The sequence below is a fragment of the Saccharibacillus sp. CPCC 101409 genome (assembly GCF_030518235.1).
In the GTDB taxonomy this organism is placed as follows: domain Bacteria; phylum Bacillota; class Bacilli; order Paenibacillales; family Paenibacillaceae; genus Saccharibacillus.
This window is the reverse complement of record NZ_JAULSA010000002.1, coordinates 284,757-305,846: the sequence shown is the minus strand read 5'-3', so window position 1 is coordinate 305,846 and position 21,090 is coordinate 284,757. Positions and strand designations below refer to the sequence as shown.

At 57.9% G+C, this 21,090-nt stretch carries 18 protein-coding genes; 1 reads left to right on the top strand and 17 read right to left on the bottom strand.

The window, feature by feature from the left end; all coding sequences use genetic code 11:
- Positions 1 to 44 precede the first annotated feature (44 nt).
- The 3 genes from QWJ34_RS05585 to pyrR form a co-directional block, all read right to left on the bottom strand.
- Complete coding sequence (locus tag QWJ34_RS05585; protein WP_483314245.1) at positions 45 to 1,379, bottom strand: dihydroorotase; 1,335 nt, start codon at positions 1,377 to 1,379, stop codon at positions 45 to 47.
- A gap of 82 nt (positions 1,380 to 1,461) precedes the next feature.
- Positions 1,462 to 2,373, bottom strand: coding sequence for an aspartate carbamoyltransferase catalytic subunit (locus QWJ34_RS05580; protein WP_302726082.1), 912 nt, complete (start codon positions 2,371 to 2,373; stop codon positions 1,462 to 1,464).
- On the bottom strand, positions 2,370 to 2,927 hold the full coding sequence (gene pyrR, locus QWJ34_RS05575; RefSeq protein ID WP_302726081.1) for a bifunctional pyr operon transcriptional regulator/uracil phosphoribosyltransferase PyrR: 558 nt from the start codon (positions 2,925 to 2,927) through the stop codon (positions 2,370 to 2,372). Before pyrR ends, QWJ34_RS05580 begins: the two co-directional genes overlap by 4 nt.
- 549 nt (positions 2,928 to 3,476) lie before the next feature.
- Between pyrR and QWJ34_RS05570 the strand changes: the two genes are divergently transcribed.
- Entirely contained in the window at positions 3,477 to 4,988 is a 1,512-nt protein-coding gene (locus QWJ34_RS05570; protein ID WP_302726080.1) for a stalk domain-containing protein, read from the top strand.
- A gap of 133 nt (positions 4,989 to 5,121) precedes the next feature.
- On the opposite strand, the gene QWJ34_RS05565 is transcribed toward QWJ34_RS05570, so the two are convergent.
- From QWJ34_RS05565 to murG, 14 genes are all read right to left on the bottom strand, one after another.
- Entirely contained in the window at positions 5,122 to 6,375 is a 1,254-nt protein-coding gene (locus QWJ34_RS05565; protein ID WP_302726079.1) for an LL-diaminopimelate aminotransferase, read from the bottom strand.
- A 603-nt stretch (positions 6,376 to 6,978) separates the two neighbouring features.
- Positions 6,979 to 7,923: an RluA family pseudouridine synthase gene (locus tag QWJ34_RS05560; protein ID WP_483314251.1), complete on the bottom strand. Its 945-nt coding sequence runs from the start codon at positions 7,921 to 7,923 to the stop codon at positions 6,979 to 6,981.
- A 68-nt stretch (positions 7,924 to 7,991) separates the two neighbouring features.
- Complete coding sequence (lspA, locus tag QWJ34_RS05555; RefSeq protein WP_302726078.1) at positions 7,992 to 8,504, bottom strand: signal peptidase II; 513 nt, start codon at positions 8,502 to 8,504, stop codon at positions 7,992 to 7,994.
- Between the two features lie 263 nt (positions 8,505 to 8,767).
- Positions 8,768 to 11,860, bottom strand: coding sequence for an isoleucine--tRNA ligase (gene ileS, locus QWJ34_RS05550; RefSeq protein WP_302726077.1), 3,093 nt, complete (start codon positions 11,858 to 11,860; stop codon positions 8,768 to 8,770).
- A 523-nt stretch (positions 11,861 to 12,383) separates the two neighbouring features.
- Positions 12,384 to 12,911: a DivIVA domain-containing protein gene (locus QWJ34_RS05545; RefSeq protein WP_302726076.1), complete on the bottom strand. Its 528-nt coding sequence runs from the start codon at positions 12,909 to 12,911 to the stop codon at positions 12,384 to 12,386.
- A gap of 172 nt (positions 12,912 to 13,083) precedes the next feature.
- A complete protein-coding gene (locus QWJ34_RS05540) occupies positions 13,084 to 13,866 on the bottom strand; it encodes a YlmH family RNA-binding protein (protein WP_302726075.1) in 783 nt (260 codons plus the stop codon).
- A gap of 23 nt (positions 13,867 to 13,889) precedes the next feature.
- Entirely contained in the window at positions 13,890 to 14,183 is a 294-nt protein-coding gene (locus tag QWJ34_RS05535; protein WP_302726074.1) for a YggT family protein, read from the bottom strand.
- A gap of 7 nt (positions 14,184 to 14,190) precedes the next feature.
- Complete coding sequence (locus tag QWJ34_RS05530; RefSeq protein WP_302726073.1) at positions 14,191 to 14,643, bottom strand: cell division protein SepF; 453 nt, start codon at positions 14,641 to 14,643, stop codon at positions 14,191 to 14,193.
- A gap of 2 nt (positions 14,644 to 14,645) precedes the next feature.
- Positions 14,646 to 15,335, bottom strand: coding sequence for a YggS family pyridoxal phosphate-dependent enzyme (locus QWJ34_RS05525; protein WP_302726072.1), 690 nt, complete (start codon positions 15,333 to 15,335; stop codon positions 14,646 to 14,648).
- Complete coding sequence (pgeF, locus tag QWJ34_RS05520; protein ID WP_302726071.1) at positions 15,332 to 16,207, bottom strand: peptidoglycan editing factor PgeF; 876 nt, start codon at positions 16,205 to 16,207, stop codon at positions 15,332 to 15,334. Before pgeF ends, QWJ34_RS05525 begins: the two co-directional genes overlap by 4 nt.
- 173 nt (positions 16,208 to 16,380) lie before the next feature.
- On the bottom strand, positions 16,381 to 17,499 hold the full coding sequence (ftsZ, locus tag QWJ34_RS05515) for a cell division protein FtsZ (RefSeq protein WP_302726070.1): 1,119 nt from the start codon (positions 17,497 to 17,499) through the stop codon (positions 16,381 to 16,383).
- A gap of 51 nt (positions 17,500 to 17,550) precedes the next feature.
- Positions 17,551 to 18,810, bottom strand: a complete 1,260-nt coding sequence (ftsA, locus tag QWJ34_RS05510) for a cell division protein FtsA (RefSeq protein WP_302726069.1) — start codon at positions 18,808 to 18,810, stop codon at positions 17,551 to 17,553.
- A gap of 200 nt (positions 18,811 to 19,010) precedes the next feature.
- Positions 19,011 to 19,793: a cell division protein FtsQ/DivIB gene (locus tag QWJ34_RS05505; protein ID WP_302726068.1), complete on the bottom strand. Its 783-nt coding sequence runs from the start codon at positions 19,791 to 19,793 to the stop codon at positions 19,011 to 19,013.
- A 163-nt stretch (positions 19,794 to 19,956) separates the two neighbouring features.
- Positions 19,957 to 21,090, bottom strand: a complete 1,134-nt coding sequence (gene murG, locus QWJ34_RS05500) for an undecaprenyldiphospho-muramoylpentapeptide beta-N-acetylglucosaminyltransferase (RefSeq protein WP_302726067.1) — start codon at positions 21,088 to 21,090, stop codon at positions 19,957 to 19,959.

The window sequence follows — 21,090 nt, the reverse complement described above, 5'->3', positions numbered from 1 at the left end:
AGAAGAAATCATTCTTCGGGTATTCGGTGTTGGGGCGTCGCTATTCAAACGTTCGGTTGAAACCGTTCGGCGCGGTAGACGACGCGGCCGGCGACGAAGGTCGCGACGGGCCAGGCGGTTAAGGTCCGCCCGGTGAACGGGGTGTTGCGGCCTTTGGTGGCGAAGCTGTCCGGGTCGACGGCCTGCTCGAGTTCCAGATCGATGATCGTCAGATCGGCGGCAGCGCCTTCTTCCAGCTTACCGGACTCCAGGCCGAACACGCGGGCCGGGTCCTGGGTCATGCGGCGGACGAGGAAGTCGAGACTCCAGCGTCCGGTCTTGACGAATTCGGTGTACAGCAGCGGGAAGGCGGTCTCGAAGCCGACGATGCCGAACGGCGCGAGCTCCATGCCTTTCGCTTTTTCTTCTTCGCTGTGCGGCGCATGGTCGGTAACGATGATGTCGATTGTGCCGTCTTCCAGCGCTTCGATGCAGGCCGCGACGTCGCGCGGAGTGCGCAGCGGCGGGTTCATTTTCCAGTTGGTGTCCATGCCCGGGATGTCTTCGTCGGACAGCACCAGATGGTGCGGACAAATCTCGGCAGTCACGTTGACCCCGATCGACTTGGCGAGACGGATCAGGCGGATAGACTGTTCGGTGCTGACGTGGCAGACGTGATAGTGCGCGCCGGTCGCTTCGGCCAGCAGCACGTCCCGCCCGACATGGATCGCTTCGGATTCGTTCGGAATGCCTTTGATACCGTGCTTTTTGGCGAAATTCCCTTCCGAAACGTACAGTCCTTTCACCAGCGAATCGTCTTCGCAGTGGGCGATGACCGGCATGCCGAGCGCGGCGGCCTTCGTCATGGCGTCTTTCATCATCTGCGCGTTCTGCACGCCTACGCCGTCGTCGGTGAAGCCGATCGCGCCCGCGGCTTTCAAGGCTTCGAAATCGGTCAGCTCGCGGCCCAGCTCGTTCTTGGTGATCGCCGCATACGGCAGCACATTGACCAGATTCGCTTCTCCGGCTTTATCCAGCACCAGCTTGACGGTATCGGGATTGTCCGTGACCGGCCGCGTGTTCGGCATGCAGGCGATGGTGGTGAATCCGCCTTTGGCCGCCGAGCGCGCGCCGGTTTCGATCGTTTCTTTATGTTCGAAGCCGGGTTCGCGCAGATGCACGTGCATATCGATCAGGCCCGGCGTCACCAGTTTGCCCTGCGCGTCGTAGACGGTCAGTTCCGCGCCGCTTACTTCGCCTGCCGCCGGTTTGTTTTCGCCGTTTACAATCGCCAGCACCCGGCCGTCTTTGATCAGTATATCGCGGCTTTCCGGCTCGCCCTGTTCGCCCAGCACGCTTGCATTTTGAATCCACACATCCACGTTACTGTAAGTCTTCATCGTTAAAGCCCTCCCGGTTCCGTTCTCTTGTTTCTCTCGCTCTCTATCGTCCGTTCTTTATATTCGTCCGTGTTGTTCGCGTTTAGCGCAGCGCCCGTTCGATAACCGCCATGCGGATCGGCACGCCGTTTTGCATCTGCGGGAAGATCCGCGAGTTCGGCGCTTCCACCAGTTCGCTGTCGATCTCGACGTCCCGGTTCACCGGAGCCGGGTGCATGATGATCGCGTGCGGCTTCATTCTGGCAGCCCGCTGCGTCGTCAGTCCGTACTGCGCGCGGTACTCGCCTTGCGATTTGAGCACGCCTTCGGCATGCCGTTCCAGCTGCACCCGCAGCATCATGACCACATCGGCGTTCAGCGCTTCGTCCATATCGACGTAAGACGCGTGCGCTTCAAGATCCGGCGCTTTCATATTGTCCGGCGCGCAGAACTTCACATTGGCGCCGAGCGCTTTGAGCGCCCACAGATTCGATCTCGCCACGCGGCTGTGCAGGATATCGCCGACGATCGAGACGGTCAGGCCGCGGATCTCGCCGAACTGCTTTCTCATCGTGTAAACGTCCAGCAGCGCCTGCGTCGGATGTTCGTTGTTGCCGTCTCCGGCGTTGATCAGCGGCACTTTGACGTGCTTGGCCAGCTCTGCGAGCACCCCGTTCGGCTTGAGCCGGATCACGCCGGCGTCGATGCCCATGCTTTCCAGCGTCCGCACGGTGTCGTAGATCGACTCGCCTTTTTCGACGCTGGAGGAGGCCGCCGCGAAGTTCAGCACCTGCGCGCCGAGACGTTTTTGCGCCATTTCGAACGAGAAGCGGGTGCGCGTGCTATTCTCGAAAAACATGTTGGCGACGAAGCAGTGTTCCAGCACCGGGATTCGCTTTTCTTCGTGCGCTTCCCAGTAAGCGGCGCGTTTGAGGATCGAGTCGATCTCGGAAGCGCCCAAATCTTTCAATCCCAACAGTTCACGATCGCGGAGCGAGGAAGGAAAAGCGATCATACGAGCACCTCCCGGCGGCTGCCGATGCGCACTTCGTCTTTCTCGTCGGTCTCGCTGAGCGAGACTTCGATCTCTTCGGTGCGGGAGGTCGGAACGTTCTTGCCCACATAATCCGCCCGGATCGGCAGTTCGCGGTGTCCGCGGTCGGCGAGCACGGCGAGCTGGATCATCTGCGGCCGTCCGCAGTCCATCAGGGCGTCCATCGCGGCGCGGATCGTCCGGCCGGTGTAGAGCACATCGTCGAACAGGATCACTTTCTTGTCCTCGATCGAGATGCCCGGTTCCGGAAACAGCTCCTGGCAGTCGACTGCCGGCACGCCGGCTTTGCGGTCGTCGCGGTAGGAGCTGATATCGATCTCCCCGCACAGCACCGGCGTTCCTTCGATTTCCAGGATGCGTTTGGCGATCCGCTGCGCCAGCGGCACGCCGCGCGTTTTAATGCCGACCAGCACACAGCCCTCGATGCCTTTGTTTTTCTCCAGGATTTCGTGGGCGATCCGGGTCAAAGCGCGGCGAATGGCGGCTTCGTCCATAATGACGTGGGTTTCGTTCATGTCTATGCGCCTCCTCAGGCAAAAGGTTGGTGTCACCCTTCGGCCCCGTGAACGTCGGCTTCTTTTCGCTTCCAGCATGCAAAAAGACTCCTTGCCCGAGCGGGCAAGGAGTCGTAGTCGACATTTGAATGCGACGAAGCGCGCCAAAAACCGATCCGCTCTCGGCGGACGTATTCCTGGTGAATCGTCGTTCACGTTACCTTGCCAGTCTCACGGGACTGAATTAAAGGTGCTATTCATCGGGCGCCGCAGCGCCTCTGTTGCAATGAATTATGACAGAAGGCATTTGCCCTGTCAACCACCCGTCCTGTTTTTGCCGAGTCGGCGTCTGTGCGGTTTGCCGGACTCACATCCTTCACAAGCCCGTTATATTCGCCATTCCTGCATAATCGTATATGAATTCTGCTTTAATTATTATAATAATACAATATATTCGCATATTTATTCAACCTCTTTTTCGAAAAATCGTCTCCCCAATCTTAAAATGCAACTTCTTTTCCACCCCGAGCGTTCGTTACGTGACGATAACTTCTTGAGGAGGAAAAATTTATGAATGCAAAAAAGCGCACTCTTGTCATCGGACTGGCCGCAGCTTTGGGATTCTCCGCCGCTTCGCCGCCTCCGGCTTCCGCCGCGGAGAAGAACATCAAAGACTTTACGGCAAATTCAATCGTCAAAACCGATGGAACCTACTGGAGTTGGGGCAGACCTTCTCCGGTGCCGACCCGGCTGGCGAACGCCCAAAATATCCGAAAAGTCTTCGCCAACGACGGAACGGATTATTATCTGGAGAACGCGGACGGAACTCTGCTGTTTCTGACACCGGGTACGCGAACGACAAAGCCTTCTTACGAAACGGTCAGCGGTCTGCGCGACGTCGATCATTTCCGTTACTATGGAGAAGCGGTCGCGATCGCGAAAAACGGCCGGGCATTCGTGACCGACCTGCTCGATTCCGAAGACCGCTTCCCCGACTACACCAAGTTTGTGCCTATCGAGGGGATCGATAACGCCGCCGACGCCTCGCCTTATGTAGAATACTCATCGGGCACATCCAAAGACCATTGGCTGCTGCTCAAAAAAGACGGAACGGTCTGGCGCGATACCGACGAGCTGGCCGGATTCAAACCGATTCCGAATTTGAGCGGGGTCACGGCAATCAGCGAAAACGCCGCACTGAAAAAAGACGGGACCGTTTGGGCGCTGCCGACGAGCTACGATAAATCCCTTCCCGTCTCCGTTCCTTCGGCCGCGCAGATCAAAGGGTTGTCCGGGATCCGTTCAATAAACGGCGGCGGATACGATAATACCGTTCTTGCGATCGACGGAAGCGGGAGCCTCTGGTTCAAAGGCTCGACGCTTACCGGATTTTCGGACAGCGCGACGACAAACGACCAGGGCGCCGCGTTCCGTTTGACGGGCGTCAAGAACGTTAAATCCGCGTACTTGATCGACCGCCGGCTGGTCGCGTTTACCCACGACGGCGGCGTGTACCAAACGTCGACCGATGTACAAAAGCTGTCGGCCGGCGCTTCGTTCAAAACGATTGCAGCCGGTATTCAGCGCGTAGAAGACGGCGGACGCCACATCATTATGCAGAAAAAAGACGGCAGCCTGCTCGGCTGGGGCATCAACAAAAACGGCGATCTGGGTTACGGCGATTTCGAGTTCAGCTACGAAAAAGCCGTTCCGGTCCAGCCCGCGGTCTACGTCACACTCAATGGCGAAGACCTGGAACTGAGCGGCGGCGTGGTGACGCGCGGCAATCAAAGTTTCGTTCCGCTGCGTTCCGTATTCGAAAAACTCGGAGCTGCCGTTACGTTCGATTCATCCAGCAAAAAAGTGACGGTCAGCCGCGCGGAAAACGGAAAAACGACTTCGATCGTGATCGATACGAATAAGGGCACCGCGAGCGTTAACGGCAAAGCGGTCAAGCTGGAACAGCCGGCGTTCGCAATCAGCGGCGTAACCTATCTGCCGCTGCGCCTGATCAGCGAAAACCTCGGAGCCAAAGTAACGTGGGTAAAAGCGGAAGATAAGGTCGAGATCACGATGAAATAATGAATGCGGTCGATTTGCATAAACGCCAAAAAAGAGCCGTCCCGGGCATCTTGTCGATGTCCGGGACGGCTCTTTCGCTTGAGATTACGCAAACGGTTCTCCCGCGTATCTTGAACTTTTCGATTTTTTCCGATTAAAACTCGAATTCCACGTCGCTCAGGCGGCGTTTGATTTCTTCGATCACGCGTTTTTCTTCGTCTTCGCCGGCGGCTTCGAACGTAACGGAGAAGCGTACGAACGAACCGGCGTCGTCCCACGGCACGGTGGAGATCAGCTTCTCGCGAATCAGAAACTGCGAGAACGCTTCGCCGCTGCCGAAGCTTTCGCCGCCTTTGATGCCTTTGGGCGCCTGCACGTACAGGAAGAACGAGCCTTTCGGCTTCTCGGCGGTAAAGCCCAGTTCGTTCAGCGCGGCTACGAGCATATCGTGGCGGCGCGAATATTTCCCGGCGATTTTTTCCGTAATTTGCGGATTGGACAGGCCGTAAGCGGCCGCTTTCTGGATCGCGATAAACTGGCCGGAATCGTTGTTGTCCTTCACGTCGCTGAACGCTTTGACGATCAGCGGGTTGCCGGCGACGAAACCGATTCTCCAGCCGGTCATGTTATACGACTTGGACAGCGAGTGCAGCTCGATGCCCACGTCTTTGGCGCCCGGCGTGCTCAGGAAGCTGAGCGGCTTCAAACCGTCGTAAGTCAGCGCGGCGTACGGAGCGTCGTGCACCACGACGACTTCGTTGGCTTTGGCCCACTCGACGACTTTGGCGAAAAATTCCGGAGTCGCGCTCGCGCCGGTCGGGTTGTTCGGGTAGTTCAGGTACAACAGCTTGGCGCGCTTTGCGATATCGGCCGGAATAGCGTCCAGAACCGGCAGGAAGTCGTTTTCTTTGGTCAGCTGCACGTTGTACACTTCGCCGCCCACATACTTCGTGTGCGTGCCCAGGACCGGATAGCCCGGAACGGTCAGGATCGAAACGTCGCCCGGGTTGATGAAGACGGAAGGCAGCATCGCCAGCGCCGGCTTGGAGCCGATGGAGTGCACGATTTCGGTATTCGGGTCGATGCCTTCGACTTTGAATACTTCCGCCAGGTATTTGGCCGCCGCTTCTTTGAAGACCGGGATGCCGTTGTCGGCGTAACCGCGGTTCTCCGGCTTGGCCGCTTCTTCGGCGAGTTTCGCCACGATGCCCGCATCCGCCATTTCGTCCGGTTCGCCGACGCCCATGTCGATTAGTTCGACGTCCGGGAACGCTTGTCTGGCGGCCGCTTTGGCTCGTTTGATTTTTTCGAATTTATAGATGTTGGTGTCCTTGCCGTAGTTCGCGCCGCCGATGCGATCCGCGAAACCCTGCTGGACGAAGGTGTTTTGATAGTGTTCGATGCTCATTTATGTTCAGCTCCTTGGGCAGTGTGGTCTAGTTTCCATGATGCCGTATAAAGGGCGGGCGGGTACATGGATTATGTGGCGGAAAATTTGGTGTTTTTGCGCAGGGTGACGCTTCGGGGCGGAAGGGCCTGCGGGATCGCTGTTAAAACCCGGTATTTCTTCTGATTGGACTAAGACACGCTGTCTGAAGAAAACCGGGTTTTAAAGGCGACCCTTCGGCTCCCTCCGCCCCTCCGCTCCGTCTGCGCGGGGGTGGAACGGGAAGGCGCCCGCTCCCTTTGCAAGGAGCGGGCTGCCTGAGCACTTCGTGCTTGTCGTTCGCCTTCCGGGCGGCGAACGATGAAAAGATGGGCTTCGCTTTGCGGTTCGCCAGAATCTTAGGTCAAGAGCAAGACCTTAGGGATATGGGCTTCGCTTCGCGGGTCGCCAAGACCTTAGGTCAAGAGCAAGAGCTTAGGGACATGGGCTTCGCTTCGCGGGTCGCCGAGAGCTTAGGTCAAGATCAAGACCTTAGGGACATGGGCTTCGCTTTGCGGTTCGCCGAGACCTTAAGGGATACGGGCTTCGGGTCACGGATTCATCTCCGCCGAAATCCTGGTTCCTTTAACGGCTGCGCAGGTGAACCAGAAGATCTTCCATATCTTCCGGCAGCGGAGCTGTAAATTCCAGCCGCTCTCCGGTCGTCGGATGGGTGAATCCGAGCGAAGCGGCGTGCAGGGCCTGGCCCTGCATCTTGATGCCGCCGGTGCGGCCGTAGACGGGGTCGCCGACCAGAGGGTGGCCGATGAATTTCATATGTACGCGGATTTGATGCGTACGGCCGGTTTCGAGCTTCAGTTCGAGCAGGGTATAATCGCCGAAGCGTTCCGAGACGTTGAAGTGCGTCACGGCGTGTTTGCCGCCGGAAGACACGGTGGTAAACATCTTGCGGTCGTGAGGATCGCGGGCGACGTTGGCTTCTACGGTGCCGTGATCGTGCGAGATATTGCCGTGGGCGAGCGCGGTGTATACGCGGCTCACGGAGTGTTCTTTGAGCTGCGCGGCCAGCGAAGCATGCGCTTTATCGTTCTTGGCGGCCATCAGGAGGCCGCTGGTGTCTTTGTCGATGCGGTGCACGATGCCGGGGCGCAGTTCGCCGTTGATGCCGGACAGGTCTTTGCAGTGGAACATCAGCGCGTTGACCAGGGTGCCGGACGAATGGCCGGCTGCGGGATGGACGACCATGCCGCGCCGTTTGTTCACGACGATCACATCGGCGTCTTCGTAGACGATATCGAGCGGAATATCTTCCGGGACGATATCGACGGAAGCGGCCGGAGGCACGCGAACTTCGACTGTTTCGTGTTCGGCCACTTTGTAATTGGCTTTGACGGCGCGGCCGTTTACGGTGACATGGCCCTGCTCGATCCACAATTGGACCTGGGAACGGGACACGTCTTCTTCCATCGCTTCGGTAACGTATTTGTCGATGCGCTGCTTTTTATACTCGGGTGCGACGGTCCACTGAAGGACTTCCTCGTCCGCCGAGGTTTCTTCGTTGGGGTTCATTTCCATTTCGTTAAGTCCCGTCTTGTTGAAGTTGGTTTCGTTCGGGCCGTTCTCGTTGGAGCTTTCGTTCATACCTGATCCTCCGCGCGCCGTTCGAGCGGCTGCTCGTTCTTCGGTTCGTCCGGGCGCCGCGTATCGAGCAGCGTGTCCAGGATAATCAGCGCCACGCCGACCACGATGCAGGAATCCGCCACGTTGAAGATCGGGAAGCTGTAGCTGCCGAAGTTAAACAGGAAAAAGTCGACGACTTCCCCCATGCGAATCCGGTCCAGGAAGTTGCCGAGCGCGCCGCCGAGCACCAGGCTGAGTGCGACGGGCAGCAGGCGCGCCGAGCCTTTTGCGTTTTTGACGCGCTGGAGGTACCAGACGATCCCGGCGACCACCACCAGCGTAATCACGATAAAGAACCACTGCTTTTCCTGTAAAATGCCGAATGCCGCGCCTTTGTTCCGATGCGAAGTCAGGACAAAGAAATTGCCGATAATCGGAATTTCTTCCCGAAGCTCCATACGCGTAGCCACGAGATACTTCGTTCCCTGGTCGACCAGAAAAGCCACAAGCGCGATTACATAATAAATCACGTTAATCCGTCACCTCATACCTCTTTAATATACCTTCAAGTTGGTTCCGGCAGACAGGCAAAGCCTTCCTTCCGGCCCGTCTATTGTAGCACAGCGTCCGAGAAAGCGTCTATCGCCCGGGCAGGCGCTCGATCCGCCGTCTCTCCCCAAATTCCACGGCGCGACGCCGCGCCACAAACGAACAGCGCCCGGTATCGCCGACCGGACGCTGTTTCGTTAAACGTTTGCTTTTTATAGCGGCTTATTTGTCGGACGGGCCGAAATCAGCCGACCTGGATACCGACTTCTTTGCCGTTCAGCGTGACGCGTTCCATGCCGTCCGCCCGGCCGAACGATACTTCATCGACCAGTACGTTTTCGCGCAGCACGGAATCGAAAGCTTCCAGCGCGGATTGCAGCTTGGCGTCGACGTCGAGCGTTAGATTGACGCGCTGCTCGACTTTCAGGTCGAGCTTTTTGCGCGTATCCTGCACCGCCCGCACGATCTCGCGCACCCAGCCTTCCTGTTCGAGTTCCGGCGTGACGTCGGTATTCAGCGCCACCGTAAGTCCGTAACCGGATGCGGACGCGAAGCCTTCTTTCGCTTTTTTCTCGATCAGCAGCTCTTCGCTCGTCACTTGAAGTTCTTCGCCTTCCGGCGACGCGATGTTGAATGAACCGCTGTCCACGACCGCGCGCGTTTCTTCCGGCGTCATGCCTTTGAAATGGTTTTGCAGGAAGCCGACGTTTTTGCCGTACTTTTTGCCCGCTACTTTGAGATTGAGCTTGAGCGTGTAGTCGACGAAGTCGCTGTCCCCGCTCTCGATATGGATTTCTTTGACGTTGATCTCGTCTTTGACGATCTCGGCGTAATCCGCCAGATCGAACTCGCGGTCCATCGACACGATGAGCTCAGACAGCGGCTGGCGCGTTTTCAGGCTGTTCTCGTTGCGCACGTTGCGGGCAAGTTCGACAATCTGCTGCGACGTTTTCATATCGCGTTCCAGCTCTTCGTCGATCAGCGAAACGTCGGCCGTCGGATAATCCGCCAGATGCACGCTCGTTTTTCCGCCCAGATTTCCGTACAGATCTTCGGCCAGCACCGGCATAAACGGCGCGATCAGGCGGGCCAGCGTCGTCAGCGCTTCGGTCAGCGTGCGGTACGCGTCGAGCTTGTCTTCCGTCAGGCCGCTGCCCCAGAACCGGTCGCGCGAACGGCGGATATACCAGTTGCTCAGGCCGTCGACGAATTCTTCGATGCCTTTGGCCGCGGCCAGGAAGTCGTTGTCTTCCAGCGCTTCGTTGGCGGAAGCCACCAGGCTGTGCAGACGGGACAGGATCCAGCGGTCCAGACGGCCGGACGGCACTTGGAACGGATGCTCCGCCGGATCGAATCCGTCGATATCGGCGTACAGCGTCAGGAACGCGTGCGTATTGACGATCGTGTCGACCACTTTCGACTTCGCTTCGCCGACGACGCTTTTCGAGAAGCGCTTCGTGCTCCACGGCGCGCTGTCGGCCAGCATCACCCAGCGGAACGCGTCCATGCCGTACTCTTCCAGCACTTCCCACGGATCGACCACGTTGCCTTTGGACTTGGACATTTTTTGGCCGTTCTCGTCCAGGATGTGCCCGGTCGCCATAACCGATTTGTACGGCGCTTCGCCGGTGATCATCGTCGAGACCGCGAGCAGACTGTAGAACCAGCCGCGCGTCTGATCGATCCCTTCGACGATCATATCGGCCGGATACTGCGCTTTGAAGACTTCTTCGTTTTCAAAAGGATAATGCTGCTGGGCAAAAGGCATCGAGCCGCTGTCGAACCAGACGTCGATCACTTCCGGCGTACGCGTCATCACCGCGCCTTCGGCGAACGGCGATTTCAGCTTGATTTCGTCCACGTAAGGCTTATGCAGCTCGATATCTTCCGGCACGAAGTCCACCGCGCGCTCGCGCAGGTCGGCGATACTTTTCGGCGCATACTGTTTGCCCGTTTCTTCGCACACCCAGACGTTGAGCGGCGTGCCCCAGTAGCGGTTGCGGCTGATATTCCAGTCGATCAGGTCGTCGAGGAATTTGCCGAAGCGGCCATCGCGAACGTGATCCGGGTACCATTTGACGCCTTTGTTGTTCTCGACCAGTTTGTCTTTGACCGCCGTCGTCTGGATAAACCAGCTGTCCGTCGCGTAATACAGCAGCGGCGTATGGCATCTCCAGCAGAACGGATAGCTGTGCTCGTATTTTTCTTTACTGTACAGGCGTCCGTGTTCGGCCAGGTATTTCACGATCTCGATATCGGTCTCGCCGTCTTTGACGAAACGTCCCGCGAAGTCGGTCACCTCGGCAACGAAGCGTCCCTGCGAATCGACCAGATTGATAAAGCTGATGCCGTTCTCGCGGCAGACGCGATAGTCGTCTTCGCCGTGGGCCGGAGCCATGTGCACGACGCCGGTACCGCTCGAATCCGTAACGAAGTCCGCGCCGACGATGAAATGTCCTTTTTCCGGCGTAAAGTAGTGGAACGGCGCGTCGTAGTTCAGGCCGACCAGTTCGGAACCGGACAGTTCGGACAGCACGTCATACTCGCCTTTGAGCACGTCGTCCGTCAGATTTTTCGCCAGGATCAGCACTTCGCCTTCCTGCTTCACTTTCACGTACGTCATGTTCGGATTTACGGCCAGCGCGATATTGGAAGGCAGTGTCCACGGCGTGGTTGTCCAGGCCAGTACGAATTCGCCGTTTTCCAGTTTGAATTTGGCGGTCGCGCTCAGGTCTTTGACGTCTTCGTAGCCCTGCGCCACTTCGTGCGAGCTGAGCGTCGTCTGGCAGGACGGACAGTACGGGCTGACGCGGTGTCCACGGTACAGAAGTCCTTTCTCGTGGATGGTTCCGAGCAGGTTCCAGACGCTCTCGATATATTTGTTATCCAGTGTAATATACGGATTGTCGAGGTCGGTCCAGTAGCCGATCGCTTCGGTCAGGTCGCGCCACTGCTTCTCGTAGGTAAAGACGCTTTCTTTGCACTTTTTGATAAACTTCTCGACGCCGTACTCTTCGATATCCTGCTTGCCCGAGATGCCGAGCTGCTTCTCCACGCCCAGCTCGACCGGCAGGCCGTGCGTATCCCAGCCCGCTTTGCGGACGACGTGGAAACCTTTCATCGTCTGGTAGCGGCCCACGAAGTCTTTGATAACGCGGCCCAGCACGTGCCCGATATGCGGAACTCCGTTCGCGGTCGGCGGCCCTTCGTAGAAGACGAAATTCGGTTTGCCTTCGCGGTTTTCGATCGATTGTTTAAACGTATTTTCTTCGTTCCAACGGTTTAGCACCCGCAGGTCGCGCGCACGCGCTTTTTCTTTGACATCGACTCTTTGCATGGGGTCGGCTCCTTTGTATAAGGGATAAAAAATAAATAAAACCCCGCCCCTGAAAAGGGACGAGGTTAGCTCGCGTTACCACCCTTGTTTCGCTCCGCGCTTCGGTCTGCCGGAACCGCGCGGAGCTGCCTCCCGGGTTCGCGGCATCGCGCTGTGAGCGACACCTTGTCTTCCGCGTCTATAAACGCGGGGCCGCTGTAACGGTCGGCTTCCGGCACGGCTTACTTCGCTTCTCCTCCGCCGAACGTTCGGGTTTGAAAAAGCTTTGGGACGCGCTTCTCCGGGACGATCTTCCGCCAATGCTCCGTACGCCGGCTTTCAGCTCGTTAAGGCCCGGCTCTCTGGAGAACGTCTGCATGACGTACTGTTCCCATCCATGAATTTGGATCATGTGCAATCAATTGCTGCGCCGCAAAAAGCTCGCAGGCGTCTTTTATTTATAGCGCTATCCGCGCCGGTTGTCAATAGTCGCCAGAAACTGCGCCGGAATCCGAATTGCACGGCCGCCGCATCGTCTGCGCTTTCAGTACAAATCGCGAACCGTGCGTTCCGCCTGCGCCTGTTCCATCTCGCGGTCCAGTTCGCGGCTCTGGCGGTCCAGCGCGTCCCAGCCGTCCTGGCCGAGCAGATCGAGCTGCGCTTCGATCAGCGTGCGGAAACGCGTGCGGTAGATGGAAGCCTGCTTTTTGAGCTCTTCCATTTCCACGGCGACTTTACGCGACTTGACCAGCGATTCGTTGATAATCCGGTCGGCGTTTTTCTCCGCTTCTTTTACGACGAGCTGCGCTTCCTTTTTGGCGTTGCCGCGCACTTCGTCCGCCGCTTCCTGCGCCACGATAATCGTTTTGCTGAGCGTTTCTTCCAGATTCATAAAATGATTCAGCCGTTCTTCCATCGACGCCATGCGGTGCAGCAGGTCTTTGTTCTCGCGAATTACGCTCTCGTAATCTTTGATGACCTGGTCCAGAAACTCGTTGACTTCATCTTCGTCGTATCCCCGAAGACGCCGGCTGAATTCTTTATTATGTATATCCAGCGGTGTTAATGCCATGATGTGCACCTCCAATATATTCGCGCGCTGCCAACCCCTCGGCAAGACGGCCGGTCCGATCACGTTACAGCATCGGCCGCCGCGCCCAAGCGCAGCGGACCTTCCTTTGACTTTGCTTTATCGAAATTTCGACGCCCGGCTTCGAATTCCTGCATAGTTCCACACAAATGATCTATACAAATTTGCCGATTCGGACGCGATACCGGCCTTTCTTGGTCAGATCGCCGATCTCCAGCACCCGAAAACGTCCGAAACCCTGCAGCGAAACGGTATCGCCGGTTCTCAGCGCGTTGGACGGATCTTCCTCCACTTTCCAGTTGACCCGGCAGCGTCCGGCTTTGATCGGAGCCAGAATCTTCGCCCGACTCATCCGGTACACATCGCTGACGATTGCGTCGAGCCGCGGCGAAGCGACGGTTAATTCCATTTCCATCAGTTCAGACTCCGACGATTGCAGCCGTTCGAGCGGCAGCACTTCCGTGAATACGTTGACCCGGTGCACCTGGCGCAGCTCCAGATTAAGAAAATCCGCGATCTCGGCGGCGACCACAATGTGGCAGCCGTCCTCGCGCGGATGAATATCGCCGATCTTGGCTCTTTTCATGCCGAGCCCGAGAACCGATCCCATATAATCGCCGTGCCCGATATCCGTGAATTTGGTATCCGCGGGCGTAATCGACAGCACGGCAAGCTTCATGTCTTCGCCGTCCAGTTCCCGGTAATCCGGCGCAATCAACGCCCGGCAGCGCTCGGCGTGCGTTCCTCCGCCGCTCAGGCGGATTCGCACATCGGGCTCCGAACCGGCCAGCATCTCCAGAATCTGCGCCTGCCGCGGATCGAGAAAGTCGGTCAGCTTCACTTCGTGATAGCGGGCCGCTCCCTCCAGCCATTCGGCGGCGCGATCCACGAACTCGCGCTCGTCGGGATGGACGTGCTCGTATAGTTTTTTGGACAAGCGGCTTCCCTCCCTGCTTCGTCTTAATACAGTGCCTGAATCAGCAACTCGATCAGGTACTGTAAACCCGCGACGACAAACCGGAGAACGAAGAAAGCCACAATCGGGGAAATATCAAGCATCCCGCCTATTGGCGGAATAAAGCGGCGGAAGATCGAGAGGTACGGTTCGGTAATTTTTCCGAGCCACACGCCGACCACGCTTTCGCGCACATTCGGTACCCAGGACATCAGGATATAAATAATCAGAAGCATCGAATAAATTTGGTACAACGTAGGAACCCAAAAATCGTGAAGCTGAATAAGGAAAGATGCCAAGCTTATTTCACCTCATTTGATTAAAGTCTTGGTCGTCGCGCAGCAGGTCGGCAATCGAGCCTTCCACTTCGACGGTATCCGGCGTGCAAAGGAAAATATCTCCTCCGACTTTGGCGATATTGCCGTTAATCGCATACAACGTACCGTTCAAAAAGTCGAAAATCCGCTTGGCCTGGTCTTTGCGGACCTGCTGCAAATTGACGACGACCGAACGATGCGCCCGCAGATGATCGGCAATTTGCTGAGCATCGTCGAACGTACGCGGTTCCGACAGCACCACTTTCACATTTTTCTGCGAATGTATGCTGACCACATTGTTCGCTTTGGCATTTTTACGCGTTTCGTAGTTCGCGGCCGGTTCGTACGCCTGCTCTTCCGGTTCGACTACTTTCTCGCGCTCTACGATTTCCTCTTCTTCCTGCAGGCCAAGAAAATTCATAAAGCGGTTCATGACACCCATCGTCAGTCCTCCTCTTTTCCTACGAGAATAGAACCCAGGCGAACCCAGGTCGCGCCTTCTTCGATCGCCACTTCGAAATCTCCCGACATGCCCATGGACAGATGCTCCAGCGGCTTCGCCGGTTCTCCGCTTGCGTTCAGCCGGTCTTTCAGCTCCCGCAGTCCGCGAAATACGGGCCGGGCCGCTTCGGCTTCGCCGTCCAGCGGAGCCATGGTCATCAGCCCGATCGCGTCGATATGCGGGAAGTCCCGCATCCGGCGCATAAATTCGAACGTCTCCTCCGGAAGCATGCCGGATTTGGATTCTTCGCCGGAGATATTGACCTGAACGAAAGCTTTAATCTTTATATCGGCGGCGGCCGCCTGACGTTCAAGCTCGCGCGCCAGCGACAGCCGATCCAGCGAATGAATATACGCAAACTTGCCGATAATGTCTTTCACTTTGTTGCTTTGCAGCTGACCGATAAAATGCCACGTCCCCCGATCGCCGAGCGCTTCCCATTTGGGTCTGGCGGTCTGCCAGCGGTTCTCGCCGATATGTTCGACTCCGCTGTCCAGCACTTTCCCGGTCATCTCTGCGGACACGTATTTGGTCACCGCTACAACGTTTACTTCTTCGGGCGATCTGCCCGCGCGCTTGCAAGCTTCGGCGATCGATTCGTTCACCTGCGCGATCCGCTGTTCCAATGTCACCGGAACGTGCCTCCTTCTTTCCGTCCAATCCAGCTTGCCATTCTGCCGGTCCGTCCGTTTTCCTGCCGATGCGAAAAGAACAGATCGGTCCGGCTGCTCGTGCACCAGTTCGTACAAACGATGCTTTCCGGACGTATTCCTGCTTTTATCATAATGTGTCGGTTCAATTCTTTCAAGTTCAACAGCGCTGTGCCGCCTCCCAGATCCTGCGAGAAGTCGGAAATCGAACATGAATCATTACCCGGCTCTTCCTCCAGCAAAACGCGTACGCGGTCCAGCACCGCCCTGTCCACTTCGTACCGGCTTTCGCCGATACTCGGGCCGATCGCGGTTTGAATATCCGCCGGATCGCTGCCGTAATGTGCGGTCATCGCTTCGACCATCCGCCGCCCGATCCGGGCTACGGTGCCTTTCCAGCCCGCATGGGCCAATCCGACGACCCGGCGCGCGGGATCGAAGAAATACAGCGGCACGCAGTCGGCGTAGAACGAAGTCAGCATCACGCCCGGCACATCGGTCAGCAGGCCGTCGGTATCCTGGAAAGCGTCCGCCCGCTCCAGCCGGCCGCGGCCGCGGTCTTCCGCCGTAACGATCGCGACCTCGGCCAGATGCACCTGCTCGCCGCAGGTCCAGTCTTCGAACCGGAATCCCGCCGCTTCCGCTACGCGGGCCCGGTTGAGCGCCACATGCTCGGGATTGTCGCCGACATGCAGCGCGCAGTTCAAGGAAGCGCGGAAACCTTCGCTGACTCCGCCGCCCCGGCCCGTAAAGCCGGCGCTCAGCTCTTCGTCTTCTTTCCACGGGCCGATCTCAAACAGCTCGGCTCCGTTCTCCGCGATCCGGCGGACGAACGGCTCTTGCAGCAGGGACATGTTCGAAACGCTCCTTTCCCGACCGTGCGGAACGATGCGGCTTCCGCGCGGTCAAAGCCCGAATTTGAAAAAAAGATCCGCTTCCGGATAACGAAAGCGGATCTTGAATAAACGCTTCCGATACGGATTCCGGCACAGGGCCGGCTCCGCTCGGGTTACTGATAGATAAATTACTAGTCGTTGTTCTGCCGCGAACGGTTGCGCAGGAAAGTCGGGATATCCAGCTGGTCCGACCCCGCCTGCTGATCGAACGCCGGACGCTGCGGCTTGGAGCGGTCGCCTTCGCCTTCCGGCTGCTGAGCGGACGGACGACGCACCGGCGGCTTCATATCGGAAGGTTTGTGTTCGAATCCGGTGGCGATGACCGTCACCTTGATATCGTCTTTCATTTCTTCTTCGATAATCGCGCCGAAGATCATGTTGACTTCCGGATCGGAAGCTTCGATGACGATCTCGGCCGCTTCGTTGACTTCGTACAGCGACAGGTTCGAACCGCCGGTGATATTCATGATGACGCCTCTTGCGCCTTCGATGGACGTCTCCAGCAGCGGACTCATGATCGCTTTGCGCGCCGCTTCCGTCGCGCGGTTCTCGCCGGAAGCTTCGCCGATGCCCATCAGCGCGGAGCCGCGCTCGGTCATGATCGTCTTCACGTCGGCAAAGTCGAGGTTGATCAAGCCCGGTACTTTAATCAGGTCGGAAATACCCTGCACCGCTTGACGCAGTACGTTGTCCGCCTCGCGGAAAGCTTCGAGCATCGGCGTTTTCTTGTCGACGATCTCGAGCAGCCGGTCGTTCGGAATCACGATCAGCGTATCGACTTTTTCTTTGAGCGCTTCGATGCCAAGAATGGCCTGCGCGGCCCGCTTGCGTCCTTCGAACGTAAACGGACGCGTCACGACGCCGACCGTCAGCGCGCCGCATTCGCGCGCGATTTCGGCGATGACGGGAGCGGCTCCCGTACCGGTGCCGCCGCCCATGCCCGCGGTTACGAATACCATGTCCGCGCCCTTGAGCGTATTGCTGATCAGTTCGCGGGATTCTTCCGCGGCTTTCTTGCCCACTTCCGGATTGGCCCCCGCGCCGAGTCCGCGTGTCAATTTGTCGCCGATTTGCAGTTTATGTTCCGACTTGGCCAGGTGCAGCGCCTGGGCATCCGTATTGACGGTAATAAATTCTACTCCCTGTACGCCGTTCTCGATCATCCGGTTGACGGCATTGCTTCCGCCGCCGCCTACACCGATGACTTTAATACGCGCCAGGCTCTCCATTTCGAAATCGAATTCCAACATATTCCTCCATCTCCCCCTCGTTTTCCTTGGATGGGCTCGTGATATTTATCTTCATATAAATTCGCTAAACATATTTTTGAGCTTTTCTAGGAAACCGGTTTTCTGGGCCGTCTCCGGTGCAGGGCTCGATTTCGGACGATTATTGACCGGCTTTTTGCCCGGCGCCGCGGCGGTTCTGCCGCGATTCTGCCGGATCACGCTGTGCAAAATGCCGATCCCGCTCGTGAAAGCGGGGTCCCGCACACCGATATAATCCGGCACCGCCAGACGCACCGAAGCTTCAAGTTCGCTCTGCGCGACCTGCAGCACTCCGGGCATGGCGACCGTTCCGCCGCTCAGCACATAGCCGCCGGGAATATCCCGATAGCCCAACCGATAAATCTCCTGGTGAATCAGCTGGAAAATTTCCTGGACCCGCGGCTCGATAATCGCGGCCAGATCTTCCTGGCTGTATTCTTTTTCGATCGTGCTGCCGATGCGGTTGACTTTGAATACCACATCCGGCGCGGCATCGGCCATCATGGCGCAGCCGTACTTCAACTTGACCTTCTCCGCCTGATCGGTCACCGTACGCAGGCCGTAGGCGATATCGTTGGTCACGTATTCGCCGCCGATCGGCAGCGTCGACACGGCGGCCAGATGCCCGCCGTTTTCGAAGATGGAGATCGTCGCCTGGCCGGCGCCGATATCGATCAGGGCCGTACGCATCGTTTTTTCGTCCTTGGTGAGCGCCAGTTGGCCGGCCCCGAGGGAAATCAGCACCAGGTCTTTCACCTTAAGGTCGGCTTTTTCCACGCAGCGCAAAAGGTTATGTATCGCCGTTTTTGCGCCGGTGACGATCGTAGCTTCCACCTCCAGGCGGGATCCGATCATGCCCCGCGGATCCTGAATTCCCTCCAAGCCGTCAACCACGAACTGTTTGGCTACGACGTCGATGATTTCACGTTCCGGCGGAAGCGCGATGACTTCGGCCGCTTTGGTGACGCGTTCGATATCGTCTTCCCCGATTTCCCGGTCTTCGTTCGATACCGTTACGACTCCCCGACTGGACTGCAATCCGATATGGCTGCCCGAAATTCCGACGTAGACTTCCGCTATTTGAATGCCAACCATCCGCTCGGCGTGTTCCACGGCGTCGCGAATCGACTGGACGGTCTGATCGACGTCAACGATGGCGCCTTTTCGGATTCCCTCCGAATCGGCAGATCCAACTCCAATAATATTAAAGGATCCATTATTCATTTCTCCGATAATAGCACGAACTTTGGATGTACCGATGTCCAAACTAACAATGATGTCATTGTTGCTCAAGCCCTTGGCACCTCCCGTTTACAAAAATTGATCACTTGGTTCGTTTAAAGCCGGGTTTTGTGTTGTGTACTAACTTAGATAATTCAACACGGCTTAAACTTTCCCTCTTTCATTTCGAATTTTTTTATTGCCGTTGTGTATCTTTTTGCGAGAATACAGCAAATATTATAGCATCTTTTATGCACCGGGAGTAGCGGGGGTCACGGCGTTTCTTCGGTTTCCGTTTCGGCTTCCGGGTCGACGAAAGGCACGATGTTGTCGGAATCCAACAGCGTGGCCGTGCCCGGCCCCTGAAGTTCGACGATGCCCCCCAGCAGTTGAAGCTTGTCCTTGAGCAGCGAAACGGTCGTAATCACTTCGAAGCGCGACCGCGTATAGATCCGGATCTGGTCGGGATACGATACGCTCTGCGACGGCATGATCTCCGACAGGTCCGACAGCTGGCTGTCCGGAATGGTAGCGAGAACCCGGCACAGCTGGGCTTTCTCTTCGTCCTTGCCCGCCCATTCGGTCAGCAGCGGCTTCTCGGCCGGCAGCCCCTGATCTTTGATCTGCACCTGCGCTCCGCTTCCGAGCAGCGCCTGCACCGTTCCGTCGTCCAGCAGTTCGTAAGCGACGGGATCGTACTCGTTGACTTTCAGCACGATCGTGCCGGGGAAGCGCTTCTCCACCGTCGCGCTTTCGACCGCGCTGAGGTTGGACACGATCCGCCGCTGTACGCTGTCCACGCTCGAACTGAAGAACTGGTTGCCGATTCGCAGGCCGGCGGCTTCGATAATCGCCGAACGGTCCACGTACACATTGCCTTCGACTTCGATCTGCTGAATGCGGCTGAGCGAAGAACGGAAGAACAGCACGCTTAGCACGGCCAGCAGCAGCACGGCAATCGTCAGCCACAGCTTCCACCGCCCTCTGCGGCGCGGCTTCGGATTCGGTTTTTCTTGTTGCTCGTGATGTTCGGTCGGTTTGACGACTTTCAACATGGCAGTACCCCATCCGGCCGCTTCCGGCCCCGCGTTTCCTGTGGATTCGCGCGGCCCGAACGGTTAATTGCGCAGTAAGCGGAAGTGCCGCCGCCAAAGCGGCGGAAGCTCTTGTTACGTTCATTATACACGTGCCGCGCGCGATGGCAAAGAAAACGCCGGATCACAGCGCACCTCGGCGAATCGCTTTCGCCCGAACAGCCAGTTTGCCCAGTTCGGCGGCCAGAATCCGGGCCGAATCGGGCTTGCCGAGCGAGGCGGAACGCTCGGACATGCGAGTGCGCAAATAATCGTCGCGCACGATCGCTTCGACGGCGGCGAACAGCCTGCCGCCGCTCAGTTCGCGCTCCGTAATCACGATCGCCGCGCCTTCGTCTTCCAGCGCGCGGGCGTTCACTTCCTGGTGGTTGTTCGTCACGTTCGGCGACGGAATCAGCACCGAAGGAATGCCGAGCGACGTGACTTCGGCCAGGAAAGACGCGCCCGCCCGGCTGACGACCAGCGTCGAGGCCGCCAGCACTTCCGGCATGCGCTCCACATACGGCAGAACATGCAGATTGGCGGGCGGCGTCCACGGCGCTTCGTCCAGGCTGCGCTTGGCTTCTTCGTAGTAGCGTTTGCCGGTCACATAAACGAAATGCGTTTCCGGCATACCGGCGATCTCCGGCACGATCTGGAGCATCGCCTCGTTGATCGCTTTCGCTCCGATACTGCCGCCGACCACAAGCGCGATCGGCGTGCCGGAAGGCAGACCGAGCAGGCCGAAGCCTTCTTCCCGATCCGCTCTGTGCACGGTTGTGGCACGCGGATTGCCGCTGTACATCACACGGCGGGCTTTCGGGAACTGTCCCTGCGTCCCGTCGAAGCTGACGGCCACCGTATTCACATAGCGGCTGAGGAAGCGGTTGGTCAGCCCCGGAATCGCGTTCTGTTCGTGGATCAGCGTCGGAATCCGCAGCTTGTGGGCCGCGTAGACGACGGGACCGCACACATATCCGCCGGTGCCGACCACGACGTCGGGCTTGAATTTCTCCAGCAGCTGCGACGAAATCTGAACGCCCCGCATAAAGCGGAGAACCGTTTTGACATTATCCGCCGACAGGCTGCGGCGAAAGCCGGTAATATCGAGCGTTTCGAACGGAAGGCCCGCGGCGGGCACGATCGAATTCTCCAGCCCGCGCTTGCCCCCGATATACAGAAACTCCGTTTCCGGTTTATCCGCTTTGAGCTGTTCGGCGATGGCGAGAGCGGGATAAATATGTCCGCCGGTCCCGCCGCCGGTCAATACGACACGCAT